We start from the raw sequence: 13,018 nt of genomic DNA, 5'->3' as shown, positions 1-13,018 counted from the left end.
GAATAGTAACTCTCTACTATTCGCCCTTTCTATATTTTAAGATTCGTCATCCTACTTTAATATGATGACAAATTTCACTTAACAGCCAAGTTTACCTTCTGCTGCTAAGGCTTTTTTGCTACGGATAGGCGCTGGGCAATCTTCGCCGTAATATTGACGATCAGCAAAGTAGCTTGAGCGCACCATAGGACCTGCCCAAATGTTAAAGAAGCCAATCTTTTTGCCATAGTCCATATAACGCTGGAACTCATCTGGATGAACATAACGATCGACTGGCGCATGGTCTTTACTTGGTTGCAGGTACTGACCAACGGTAATCATATCAACGTTATGGGCTTTTAAATCATCAAGTAGCTTATAGATTTCTTCTTCGGTCTCACCAAGTCCAACCATAAAACCACATTTGGTGGCAATATCAGGACGGCGTTCTTTATATAACTTAAGCAAATCGAGCGAATGCTGATAATCAGAGCCGGGACGGAAGGCTTTATATAAACGAGGCACGGTTTCGATATTATGATTAAAGACATCAGGCGCAGTTTCAGTCAATAAGTCCAAAGCGATATCCATACGACCACGGAAATCTGGCACGAGTATCTCAATCAAGCAATTTGGGCTTAAAGCGCGAGATTCATTCAATACTTCAACAAAATGGGCAGCACCGCCGTCTTTTAAATCATCACGGTCAACCGAGGTAATCACCGCATATTTCAGACCTAGACCCTGAATGGTCTCAGCGGTATGGCGTGGCTCGTCTTTGTCTAACTCATTTGGGCGACCATGACCGACATCGCAAAACGGGCAGCGACGGGTACAGATATCACCCATAATCATAAAGGTCGCCGTACCATCGGCAAAGCACTGCGGCAGGTTAGGGCAGGCGGCTTCTTCACAGACGGTATATAGCTTTTGCTCACGCAAGGTGGCTTTAATACGCGCCACTTCCGCAGGTGAGGACATTTTAACCCGAATCCAATCTGGCTTTTTCTTCGCCTCGACGGTCGGAATCACTTTAATTGGGATGCGTGCTACCTTGTCGTAGCCACGCAGCTTTTCGCCTTGGATGGCTTTTTTCGGTTTTGCACGGGCAGCGGGGACGTGGGTTTGTACGGCGTTTGTCATAATCAAATGTTCTCTTAACCCTTGATAGAATAAGGGTTTATGGCATTATTAGAATGTTTTATGAATGCAGCTATTATAGCAGATAACGGGTCAATATTTTTTAGGCAATCTTGTTAAGATAACTAAGAAAGCTACTAAGGATAAAAAGGCTTCCATGAATAAAAAAGCTTGCGTAAATAACAGGGTACTACGAAGCATACCTTTATCGTAGTTTTATTTATTGATATCAATGTCCATGTCATTTAGCACTTCTATGGCAGCGCGAAACGCTTCTTGGGTGGCAGGTGCGCCGCAATAAGGCAGGCTATGCATCAATACTTCTCGGATTTCAGCAACGCTAGCACCATTATTTATCGCCCCACGGATATGACCCTTTAGCTCAGCGGGACTTTTTTGGGCAATTAAAAACGCCATGGTAATTAAGGAGCGGTATTTGCGCGGTAGTATCGAATCATCTTGCCACGTACTGCCCCAAGCATGTTCGATAATCCAGTCTTGCAACGGCTGGGTAAATGGTGTTGCTGAGTCAAGCGAGCGTTTAACATGCGCTGCGCCCATCACTTCAGTACGAACTTTTAAACCATTATCGTAATGAGCGTTATTGTCTTTTTCGCTATTTTTCATACTGCTATTGTCCATATTGCTATTATCCTTAATATTCACTCATGGCGTTTGTCTTAGAAAAAATATCTTAATAAAGTCGTAGATATTTAGATAATAAGAGTATAGCAGTCGCGCCATTTTTATTTAACCGCCAATGTAGAAGTCTATGCAGAAACTAATGCAGAAACTAATGCAGAAATGAATGCAGAAATGAATGCAGAAATGAATGCAGCAGTCAATGCAGAAAAAGAGCAGGGCAAAAATGAGCGGTAAGGCGACAGGTTTGCTATTTAAGGGCGTCAATCATATTAGTTATGGCACTATTTTTATAATAAATGTCCAATATGGCCTTATTCTGCGCCTTTTCGCCGCACAGCCATTAACATTTTGAGCGTTTTGAGCTATGATTGCACGGATAATTATTCAATGCAGTACATCGATGTAGGCTGTCATCCTGACTACTCACGTGATGTACTGGTCACCAACCGACGAGGACGACTATTGTGTTAGAAGCTTATCGTAAACATGTCGCAGAACGTGCTGAGCTAGGGACTGTACCACTTCCACTAAATGAGAAGCAGGTAGCAGAATTGGTTGAGCTACTGAAAAACCCACCAGCGGGCGAAGATGCGTTCTTAATGGACTTGTTAGAAAACCGTATTCCTGCCGGTGTTGACCAAGCCGCTTATGTTAAAGCTGCATTTTTAGCCGCTATCGTTAAAGGCGAAGCGACTTCACCACTTATCAGCAAGAAAAAAGCCGTTGAAATCTTGGGCACTATGCAAGGTGGCTATAACGTTGCGCCATTAGTTGCGGCATTAGACGACGCGGAAGTCGCACAAGAAGCCGCTGATGCGTTGAAAAAGACATTACTCGTATTTGATGCGTTCAATGACGTGACCGAAAAAGCTGAAGCTGGCAACGACATCGCTAAAGAAGTCGTGCAATCTTGGGCTGACGCTGAGTGGTTCTTAAACCGCCCTGAAGTACCAAAGAAAACCACTTATACCACCTTTAAAGTGACTGGCGAAACCAACACGGATGACTTGTCACCGGCGCAAGACGCGTGGAGCCGCCCAGATATCCCATTGCATTCATTAGCCATGCACAAAAACTCTCGCGACGGCATCTTTGCTGACAAAGAGGGCGTTGTTGGTCCAATGAAGCAAATCGAAGCTTTGAAAGAAAAAGGTCATCCACTTGCTTATGTCGGCGACGTGGTTGGTACGGGTTCTAGCCGTAAATCTGCAACCAACTCAGTACTTTGGCTCATGGGCGATGATATCCCGAACGTACCAAACAAACGTGGTGGCGGTCTAGTATTGGGTAACAATATCGCTCCTATCTTCTTTAACACCATGGAAGATTCTGGCGCGTTACCAATTGAAAAAGTAGCGGTTGATAACCTAAACATGGGCGATGTGTTTGACATCTATCCGTACGAAGGCAAAATCACTAAGCATGATTCTGACGAAGTATTGTCAACCTTTACGCTAAACTCGCCAACATTGCTTGACGAAGTTCGTGCAGGCGGCCGTATTCCACTAATCGTTGGTCGTGGTTTGACCAATCGTGCTCGTGAATACATGGGTCTTGGTCATTCAGACGTATTTGCTAAGCCAGAAGAGCCAGCTGATACCGGTAAAGGCTTCACCCTTGCACAAAAAATGGTCGGTAAAGCTTGTGGTCTACAAGGCGTGCGTCCAGGTATGTACTGTGAGCCAAAAATGACGACGGTCGGCTCGCAAGATACCACTGGTCCTATGACCCGTGATGAGCTAAAAGACTTGGCATGTTTGGGTTTCCAAGCAGACCTAGTGATGCAGTCATTCTGTCATACCGCAGCTTATCCAAAGCCAGTTGACGTTGAAACTCAGCATACACTACCTGACTTTATCATGAACCGTGGCGGCGTAAGCTTGCGTCCTGGTGATGGTATCATTCACTCATGGTTGAACCGTATGCTACTTCCAGATACCGTTGGTACTGGTGGTGACTCGCACACGCGTTTCCCAATGGGTATCTCGTTCCCAGCGGGTTCTGGTCTAGTAGCATTCGCAGCGGCGACTGGTGTTATGCCACTTGATATGCCTGAGTCTGTTCGTGTACGCTTCGTTGGCGAACGTCAGCCTGGTATCACGCTACGCGACTTGGTCCATGCGATTCCTTATCAAGCCATCAAAGAAGGTTATTTGACGGTTGATAAGAAAGGTAAAATCAACGAGTTCAACGGTCGTATTCTTGAAATCGAAGGTCTAGAAGACCTAACTGCTGAGCAAGCGTTTGAGCTATCTGATGCATCAGCTGAGCGTAGTGCTGCTGGTTGTACCATCACTTTATCTGAAGCGTCTGTGACTGAGTACCTAAACTCAAACATCACCTTGCTTAAGTGGATGATTTCAGAAGGCTATGGCGATGCGCGTACGATTAGCCGCCGTGTTGAGCAAATGCAAGAGTGGCTAGCTAACCCAAGCCTATTGCGTGCTGATGAAGATGCAGAGTATGCCATCGACATGACAATCAATATGTCTGATATTAAAGAGCCGATTCTTTGCTGCCCGAACGATCCAGACGATGCTAAAACATTGGCTGACGTCGCTGGTGATACCATTGATGAAGTATTCATTGGTTCATGTATGACCAACATTGGTCACTTCCGTGCAGCGGGTAAACTGCTACAAGACGTACCAGCAGGAAGCCTAAAAACTCGTCTATGGATTGCGCCACCAACGAAAATGGATGCGCGCCAATTGATGGAAGAAGGTTATTACAACATCTACGCACAAGCCGGCGCTCGTACTGAGATGCCAGGTTGTTCACTATGTATGGGTAACCAGGCACGTATCGCACCGAACTCTACTGCGGTATCGACGTCAACTCGTAACTTCCCGAACCGTCTAGGTCAAGGTGCTGACGTTTATCTAGCGTCTGCAGAGCTTGCAGCAGTCGCAGCGGTACTTGGTAAATTGCCAACCAACGACGAATATCAGCAGTACGCTGGTATGCTTGATAGCATGGGCGAAGAAGTCTATCAGTACATGAACTTCGATCGTATGGATTCTTATACTGAAGAAGCCGACAAAATTAACGTTGCTCAGTTGACCTAATTTTGCTTAAAGCTTAAGTTAAGTATTTTTAAGTTTTACAATTCTTATTTAAATAGAAACCCCGTATCGTGATGATGCGGGGTTTTTTTAAATTTAAAATAAACCAATAACGGTTTGCAAACTTTTATTGAGTGCTTATAATCAAAGTCGCTGATTAAATTTTTTGGTTGGCAACTTTACCGTTAAGGTTGACGACAAATCCTAGGGAAAATAAAAATATGCTTGATAAAACGACGCCGCCACCTTTACCGAATTCTGCAATGGTTAATAATCATAGTGCTGAAGCAAACTTTGGCATCCTTGACTGGTTTAAAAAAGCTTTAAGAAATTATACCAATTTCTCTGGTCGTGCTCGACGTAAGGAGTATTGGTATTTTGTATTGGTACAAATGGGTTTGATTATTGTAGCGATGATTTTAGATGCTATTATATTTAATTCAGAAACGGGGCTATTCTATATCGTTGTAGCGCTCGGTTTGTTTTTGCCGGGCTTAGCGGTGACTATTCGCAGGTTGCATGATACCAGCCGTTCAGGATGGTGGTTTTTGCTATCCATTTTGCCATTGATAGGCTCTATTGTATTACTGGTGTTTTTAGCAAGCGATACCAAGCTTGAAACCAATCAATGGGGTCCACCAGCAAAATAAGCTGCGACTGGTTTCTCTCATTATCTTCTGTATAATATAGGGGCAGGCGGAAACCGTGGCTCTGCACTCTTTTCTCATTTCTATCTCGGGACGGACCGATACTTTACTAAGCAACTTTTTGTTTATACTTAAGTGCTAAGTGCTAAGTGCTTTGGAGTCTTGGTTGATTACTTTATCCCCACTCAAACGTCGTGTTGTCTATGTGACCATCTTTGAAATTATCGCTATTATTGCATCTACCTTTGTGCTGATGAAACTTAGCGGCAGCGATGCGGCAGAGTCGTTACCCGTTGCGGTGATGGTGTCATTAGCCGCTGTGATTTGGAACTTTTTATACAATACGGCTTTTGAAGCGTGGGAGCGGCGCAAGCAGGTTAAAAAGCGTACCTTATTAATCCGCAGCGCTCATGCGATAGGGTTTGAAGGTGGCTTGGTATTGATTTGCCTGCCACTTTATATGATTTGGTATGACGTTGGTTTAATCAAAGCCTTTATGATGGAGGCGGCGTTACTGCTATTTTTCTTGGTTTATACCTTTGTATTTACCTTAGGTTTCGATAAAATATTCACCTTACCGCGTTACGATAAGACCGCCTCTGCTTCTTCATAAATACAGAGATGAATCGTATTAAATGACCTAACGAAAGGCTGCTATTAGATTAGGCAGCCTTTTTGTTGATAGTACAGAAGGTAGCGTTAGAAGTTTTTATTTACCCTGATAAACGGGCTTACGTTTTTCCATAAAGGCGGTGACACCTTCAGCAAAGTCAGCGGTTTTTGCCATCATGGTTTGTTGGTCAACTTCCATATCGAGCGCTTCATTTAAGCCTGAAAAAGCATGCACGTTAATCATATGCTTCATCGAAGCCAAAGCTTTACCGGGCAGGTTGCTTAGGCGCGTTGCCAACGCCAATACGCTGGCGTCAAGCCCATCTTTGCTCACGACGCTATTGACTAAGTTTAGACGCGCGACATCGTCGCTAGTAAGCTTATCACCCAGCATCACAAGCTCAGTCGTTTTGGCCGCGCCAATCAATTGATTCAATAGATAAATGCCACCCGCATCTGGAATCAAACCGATATTGACAAAGGCTTGCACGAATTTGGCATTGTCAGCGGCAATACGGAAATCACAGGTTAATGCCAAGTTCATCCCAGCGCCAGCGACGGCACCTTCTAATTTAGCAATAATGGGTTTGTGAATATTACGCAGCTTTAAACTCACTTCTGCCACTTCTCTGAGCATAAAATCAAGCTTTGCCACCAATGCTTCTGATTCCATGCCATTCTCTAACATCTCACCAATATGACCGCCACTAGAGAAATTATTATTTGACCCTTGCAAGACAATCACGCGCACGTCGGCATCTTGATCAGCCTGATCAAGCGCATCCATAATTGCGCCTTTTAATGGTGTGCTAAAAGCATTTAGCGTCTTAGGGTCATTCATGGTAATGGTAGCAATATGGTTTTCGCTGTGATATTCGACCAAAGGTTGTGACATGGTTGGTTTCCTTAATAAGAAGTTTTAGATAAGCATTGCTGATGACAATGGACGTTGTGATGGACAAAGTTGTAACAAGTCATGCAAGCTGATTACTATAGCAGCTTGTTATGATTATAAAAGCGAGTTTTGTGGGCGCTAAAGGCACGGTCAAAAATGTTTAATTTTTCCTTGTTTTGCTATATATTTATTTTAAAAAATATATACGATCTGTCGTACAAAAATAACGCTATGAAGTATTTGCTTGGTGCATTATGCTAAACAGCAGTAGTGTTAAGGATTTCGTTAACCAAACAAGCAATCAATAAGCAAAAAACAAGGAAGTAATTATGCCAATGATAAATGTAAATAACGTTGATATTTATTATGAAGACAGCGCGCCGGAGGATAAGCAAAAGCCAGTGATGGTCTTTGCCCATGGGCTGCTATGGAATACGCGGATGTATGACAAGCAGGTAGAGTATTTTAAATCCGGCTGCCGTTGTATTGCGTTTGATTTTCGCGGGCAAGGTCAGTCGGAGATTACCAAATCGGGCTATGATATGGAAACACTGACTGAGGATACGCTAGCATTGTTGGATGCGCTAAATATTGATAAATGTCATTTTTTAGGGTTATCGATGGGTGGCTTTGTCGCTCAGCGTATCGCGCTAAAACGTCCGGAGCTACTATTATCGCTGACTTTGCTTGAAACGTCAGCAGACCCTGAAGACCCAAAAAACGTGCCGCAGTATCGCAAATTGATGAAAGCTATCCGCTGGCTGGGTATGAAGCGGGTCAGCCAAAAAGTCATGCCTATTATGTTTGGTAGTAGTTTTTTGGCGGATAAGTCGCGTAAGGCTGACCGAAGAGAATGGCTTGCGATGTTACAAGGCAATCGTAAAGGTGGCGTCGTAAAGGCGACCACAGGTGTGATTGAACGCTCAGACACTTACGATCAGCTAGGCGAGATTAGCACGCCGACATTGATTATCGTTGGCGATGAAGATGTGGCAACGCCTTACGCAAAGGCGGAGCGCATGCATTTTGCTATTAAAGGCTCGAAGCTTGCGGTTATTAAAGGCGCTGGGCATACAGCGACGGTAGAAGAACCTGAGCAGGTTAATAAAGTGATTAATACCTTTTTAGCCAACTGTGTCTAACTTTGAGCGAGACTGGAACCAGTCTTGAATCAGACATAGCAGTTAATAAAGTGTTTATACGAAAAAAAGCCGTTATCCTATTTAAGATAACGGCTTTTTTATTGAAACCATTTAACAGATTAACGTTAAAGCGGCAGTTTTAAAAAAAACATACGATGAAGCAGTAAAGCTAATGTCTTTATTTATAACCGGGTCGTATAGTCAGTATTGATATCATCAAGGGTGCCAAAGACCTCAGCGCGATTGACGATTTCAGTAGCCCATGCACGGTGCGTGGCAGGCTCGAGCATGGTATCGTTATATTTAAATACTGCTTTTGCCTCGCTATGCAAGATTGCCTGCGCTTCATCCAAGGTGCTTAACGGTACGCAATACGCTTGCTGTACCAAAGCAATCTGGCTTGGGTGAATGACCGTTTTGCCGACCAGTCCTAAGTTCACGTCACGCATCAGCTCTTTCATAAACAGTGTTGGCTGCTCTAAGTATTCAAATACTGGCGCGGTAAGATAAAAACCATGCGGTACAAAGCAGCCAAGCAGCTGATAGGCGAGCGTACCAATCGGGGTGTCATAGACAATGCTGTTTTTAGGACGGCGTAAACGCAGCGCTGCAAATAAGTCATTACCACCGATACGCAGGGCAAATATTGGCTGGCTAAAAGCTTCTTTAAAGCCAATCGCCAACTCTTGATTGTGATGCGGGTTAAATAGCGCTGCCGTCTCAAGCGTCGGCATCAATAGCTGCTCAATGCTTAAATTCTGAGACGCCATGCGCCAATTAGACAAACTATACATATCGACTTTTGGCATCACAAAACCGTCGACCAAATCAATATGCGCAAAATCTGCCAATTGCTCAAGCATCGCCGGATGACGTGGACGCAAGAAGACCAAAGGTCTGGTTGGCTGATCGGTGTGCGCTTTTGATTGAATGCCATCTTTTTTTGCTGGGTCATTGATACTATCGACATGCGCGGCCCACGTATGTAGCAGCGTTTGTAGACGTTCAAGTGCCAACTTAACATCGCTATGGCTGACCGCATCTTCTAAGCAGATAATAATACTGTTAATCGTCGGCAATTTATCACGCGTAATGACTTGCCAAATATCTTGCCGCGTCGCAGGCATATATAGGCTAGCACCCAGCTGATACGGGTGATGGGTATGCGGTTTGAGCATCGCATGACGCTCAGTAATCAGGTGGGCATAAGACTGATTGTTATTATAAAGATTGGACTCATTGTGGGGCATATCGGACATAGTTGGCATCGTAAATAGTGATAAGTGAATGGTTATAGCAAGAAATCATAGCGTAAGGACGTATGATAAAAACAGCGCTGCTGATGCAGTATTGATGCATTTCTTTTGCAAGGCATCAATACATCAAGGCATCAATACATTAATGAATCATGAGCGATCTGTTGCCCGCTGCTTGATTAGCGTAATCGCTTGATAGGGGAGTATTTTAGCACCTAATACCGTGATATTGATATCACGCTCGCTACATAAATGGCGCAATAATACGGTATCTGGGTGATCGGCGGTGGCCAGCAAGATGCACTCAGGATCACGGCGTAATATCGCCCGTGTCGCCTCTGCAATGGTTGGCTTAATACGGTTGCGATTGCTAATGTCATACTCTGCTGCCAGCGTATCAATTAAATCCGCCGTCTGATAGCGTGGTTGCTCAAACGTTTGCAAGCATTGTGGAGATGTAGACAATGCACGCCGCGCGCTATCAATACGATCAACAAAAGCTAAGCTATGATCTACCTGAACCAAGTTATCGTAAAAGACACTACGATGTAGCCCCGATTGTGGCTCAGTATATAAACTGCGTGATATCAGTCCCGATACGGTGCTGTTCAATAGACCTGAAGGAATCAACCAGTCTTCCTCACTTGCCGCCAGCCAAGCAACGCCCGCGGGATCAGCAAGGGTTAATAAGGGAATAACATCCTTACCCTGATGAAAAATATTGGCAAAATATGGATGACTAGGATCGCTAAAGACTTCTAAGCTACGCGCCAGCTCTTGATAAATCGCCCCTTTGCCCGTCCAGCCGTCGACAAATACGATGGCACTCTCTGGATGAGCGTCCAATATCATCTGCAGCGCGACTGGATCAAGTCCTCGGTCGCGAATGATACTGATACCATAATGCACACTTGGCAACGCATAGCTGCTATCGGCATCTGACCTTTCATTGTCTAATAGGGCACGCTGCAACAATACGCCAACTGGTAAACCTGCACGTACCAAGCTGACTAATATTAATGGACGTTCAGTACTTACCGTTTGCTGAAAAATATGGTGTAGCGTATAAGCCAAGTTAGCAATATCAGTTGCGGTTCTCGTTGTACCTTGCGCTAATGCCTGCTGATACAATTGCTCATGCATGGCGGTTGGCGCATCCTCTAAGGTTAACATATCTGAATAGTGGCGCTGTCCACTTTGGATGAGCGCTTCTTTTTGACTGACTGGTACATCAGCAACGGCGTTTTTATCAACGATATCAAGCAGCACAGTCACATCGCTGGCAAGATAGCTGCCTGAGCCATATTCCTGCATTTTTTGAATATTAGGGTTCGTTATAGGATGGGTCATAAGATAGTTCCTACTTACAAAAATGCGTTCGATTATTGTTTTTATTTATGGTGTGTCCTCATTTTAAAAATGGTGATAAAAATCAGATAAATTGTAGCCAAACAAGTAAAATAGTGCAGTTAATATCGGGATATTACCCAGCTATTTGACGAAGTTTGGCAAAATTTAGCCATTTTTAGACCATTTAGATGTCCATCGATTGAATTGAGGACACGCCTTAGGAGAGGTTAAGCGTTTAGAATTACTGCGAGCTAAAGCGCTCATGTAGCTGACCATGATTGGGCATGCCATACCAGTCAAGCAATTGCAAAAATGGCAAATCGGCCAAGCTATCACCAAAACCAAAACTTGGACGCTGGTTGTCTAAATGCTGGTCTAATAAAAACTGCACCGCATGGCGTTTATGAACCGCGTGCGGCAGTATCGCCAGATTGTTCGCATTCACATGCACATAAAAATCTTGCTCAAAGTCACGTATTAACGTTGGCAATTTTTTAGCGAGCTCTACTAACGCTTGATGGTCCTTTTGCGCATGCTTAATAGCCAGATAAATGGTCAGCTCTTCATTAACAGCGCCATCATTAAAGTGATTGATATGCGGTGTAAATACCAGCTGGCTATTGTCATTTTTACTGTGATTGGCAAATAATTGGCTTAGCTGCTGTAATTTATCTTGCAGTGGTGCAAGTGCACTATGCATACGCTTTTGCCACTGAGCTTGTAGCGTGCCGTCTCTATCAAGAATAATCGCACCGTGGGTTAAGACCTGCCAGCTATCAAAAGGCAGCTTAACGCGTTTGATTTCACTGCGGTCACGTGCGGTGACCACTATCAGCTCTGTACTAAGCAGCAGCCAATTAAAAAACGCAGCTTGGCGCTGACTCATAAAGCTTAACGGCTTGCCTTGTTTATTAACGGTCGCGCAAACTAGATTTTCAGGTTCAGACGTTGGTAATTCCCATGCATCAATTTTACGTTGGGTTTGAAAAAGCGTATCGTCCAAATCCATCAGCGCGTAGGGTTTGATAATATCGGGATTGGCTTGAAAAAATGGGCTAGTCATAGTATTTGCCATAAAAGCGTGCGTAAGGGTTAAATGTGAAAATCAAAGTAGGGTTTAAAGGATAGTTTTAATGGAACAGCTTTTATAAGACAGCCTTTGTAAGCTAGCTTTTATAAAACAGCTTAAAGCGTCGGACTCACCACCAACACATTATCCAAACTTTGCCACATGTCATCAACGCTATCCGCTGATGTTTCCACACACAAAACAATTAAGTCCCAATCGCTAGGCTCAACATTATAAGCAAAGTTGGTCATACCCAGCCCATAGTTGTCGCTAAAACTGAGCATCGTGGTAATCGCGCCACCAAGGGCAATCGGTGAGCGCGTTAAGGCACTAAACTCAACCGTAGCGTTTTGAGTTTGCGTCTCAAGCCATTCCGCTAATAAAAACGGCAACCAAACAAACTCATTACTGCCCAATACTAAAATCCGCTGTGGCAATTGCTCATTGTCAAACTGTTCTTTTTCAGATTGGGCTCGCTGATTAAAAAGGTTAAATGCTGCTTGAAACTTCATCAGATAATTATCAAAACTATCGGTACTATCTAGCGTTGGGAAGCGCCCCCAATTGCCAGTGTTGCCTAATGGCTGACTGCCAGCCTCAGTGGTATCGACCGATGGCATCGTAATGGATTCAGGGTTGGGCGCATCCGTCCAAGTCCAAGCCCCAGATAGTAGGTGATGACGATGAAAGTCAATATTAGGCAAACGTGCAGATATGTTGTCATCTACGTCAACTGGAGCTTGGTTCTGATTTAACGACCAATCTACCAATGTCGTTAGATGCACTTGTTCTAATTCGGTCAGTCCTGCGTTACGAAGGGCGGTGACGACATTGACGCAAGTATTGCCCGTTGACGCTTCGTCATCAACCATAATCAAGGTTTTGCTGGCAAGTAGCTGTGCTTGAGTCACTCTATCTGCACTTTGATAAATCAGATGCTGGCTGGCGTGACTGTGATCTTCGCTAAACGTGGTCAATAAAGAGTGGCTGCTTTTGTCATGACTGTCATCATGTTGCGCATGACGCGTAGAATTTAATAATAAAGCTTGTGGATAGCGAGTTTGTAGCGCTTGATGTACCCCCGCAGATAAGCCAACGGCAGTTTCGGCCATGCCAATAACCAAAATGGGTTCAGGCAAATCATCGGGTACTAGGTTTGCCAAATCAGTAAAAGCATGACGCATGGCGCTAGGTGCGACTGGAATATGGCGACCTAAG

Annotated in this window: 11 protein-coding genes; 4 read left to right on the top strand and 7 right to left on the bottom strand. The window is 44.2% G+C overall.

Going from position 1 to position 13,018, the window contains the following annotated elements; genetic code table 11:
• Positions 1-78: 78 nt before the first annotated feature.
• Complete coding sequence (gene lipA / locus B3Q63_RS07510) at positions 79-1,122, bottom strand: lipoyl synthase (protein WP_271133977.1); 1,044 nt, start codon at positions 1,120-1,122, stop codon at positions 79-81.
• Positions 1,123-1,335: 213 nt separating this feature from the next.
• Positions 1,336-1,761 (bottom strand): carboxymuconolactone decarboxylase family protein, encoded by a 426-nt coding sequence (locus B3Q63_RS07505; protein ID WP_296175413.1) that lies wholly within the window; start codon positions 1,759-1,761, stop codon positions 1,336-1,338.
• Positions 1,762-2,228: 467 nt separating this feature from the next.
• On the opposite strand from B3Q63_RS07505, the gene acnB reads away from it, so the two are divergent.
• The 3 genes from acnB to B3Q63_RS07490 all read left to right on the top strand — a co-directional run bounded on the left by acnB (position 2,229) and on the right by B3Q63_RS07490 (position 6,089).
• Positions 2,229-4,832, top strand: coding sequence for a bifunctional aconitate hydratase 2/2-methylisocitrate dehydratase (acnB, locus tag B3Q63_RS07500; RefSeq protein WP_296175411.1), 2,604 nt, complete (start codon positions 2,229-2,231; stop codon positions 4,830-4,832).
• 218 nt (positions 4,833-5,050) lie between these two features.
• On the top strand, positions 5,051-5,479 hold the full coding sequence (locus B3Q63_RS07495) for a DUF805 domain-containing protein (protein ID WP_201628879.1): 429 nt from the start codon (positions 5,051-5,053) through the stop codon (positions 5,477-5,479).
• Between the two features lie 163 nt (positions 5,480-5,642).
• Positions 5,643-6,089 carry a PACE efflux transporter gene (locus B3Q63_RS07490; RefSeq protein WP_180952490.1) on the top strand — a complete coding sequence of 149 codons (447 nt, stop codon included), beginning with the start codon at positions 5,643-5,645 and terminating at the stop codon, positions 6,087-6,089.
• Positions 6,090-6,185: 96 nt separating this feature from the next.
• Here the strand turns inward: B3Q63_RS07490 and B3Q63_RS07485 are convergent, their stop codons facing one another.
• Positions 6,186-6,983 carry an enoyl-CoA hydratase/isomerase family protein gene (locus B3Q63_RS07485; RefSeq protein ID WP_296175406.1) on the bottom strand — a complete coding sequence of 266 codons (798 nt, stop codon included), beginning with the start codon at positions 6,981-6,983 and terminating at the stop codon, positions 6,186-6,188.
• 329 nt (positions 6,984-7,312) lie between these two features.
• Between B3Q63_RS07485 and B3Q63_RS07480 the strand changes: the two genes are divergently transcribed.
• Complete coding sequence (locus B3Q63_RS07480) at positions 7,313-8,125, top strand: alpha/beta fold hydrolase (protein ID WP_296175403.1); 813 nt, start codon at positions 7,313-7,315, stop codon at positions 8,123-8,125.
• Positions 8,126-8,307: 182 nt separating this feature from the next.
• Here the strand turns inward: B3Q63_RS07480 and B3Q63_RS07475 are convergent, their stop codons facing one another.
• The 4 genes from B3Q63_RS07475 to B3Q63_RS07460 form a co-directional block, all read right to left on the bottom strand.
• Positions 8,308-9,384 (bottom strand): HpcH/HpaI aldolase/citrate lyase family protein, encoded by a 1,077-nt coding sequence (locus B3Q63_RS07475; RefSeq protein ID WP_296175401.1) that lies wholly within the window; start codon positions 9,382-9,384, stop codon positions 8,308-8,310.
• A gap of 147 nt (positions 9,385-9,531) precedes the next feature.
• Positions 9,532-10,731 carry a cysteine protease StiP domain-containing protein gene (locus B3Q63_RS07470; protein WP_296175399.1) on the bottom strand — a complete coding sequence of 400 codons (1,200 nt, stop codon included), beginning with the start codon at positions 10,729-10,731 and terminating at the stop codon, positions 9,532-9,534.
• 241 nt (positions 10,732-10,972) lie between these two features.
• The gene (locus tag B3Q63_RS07465; RefSeq protein ID WP_296175396.1) at positions 10,973-11,794 is read right to left on the bottom strand and encodes an HAD hydrolase family protein; all 822 of its coding nucleotides are present in this window, start codon (positions 11,792-11,794) and stop codon (positions 10,973-10,975) included.
• 122 nt (positions 11,795-11,916) lie between these two features.
• A partial coding sequence (locus B3Q63_RS07460; protein WP_296175393.1) for a phosphoribosyltransferase domain-containing protein occupies positions 11,917-13,018 on the bottom strand: 1,102 nt, incomplete at its 5' end.

Source organism: Psychrobacter sp. UBA2769, assembly GCF_002352555.1.
Lineage (GTDB): Bacteria > Pseudomonadota > Gammaproteobacteria > Pseudomonadales > Moraxellaceae > Psychrobacter > Psychrobacter maritimus.
This window is presented reverse-complemented; position numbering and strand designations above follow the sequence as displayed.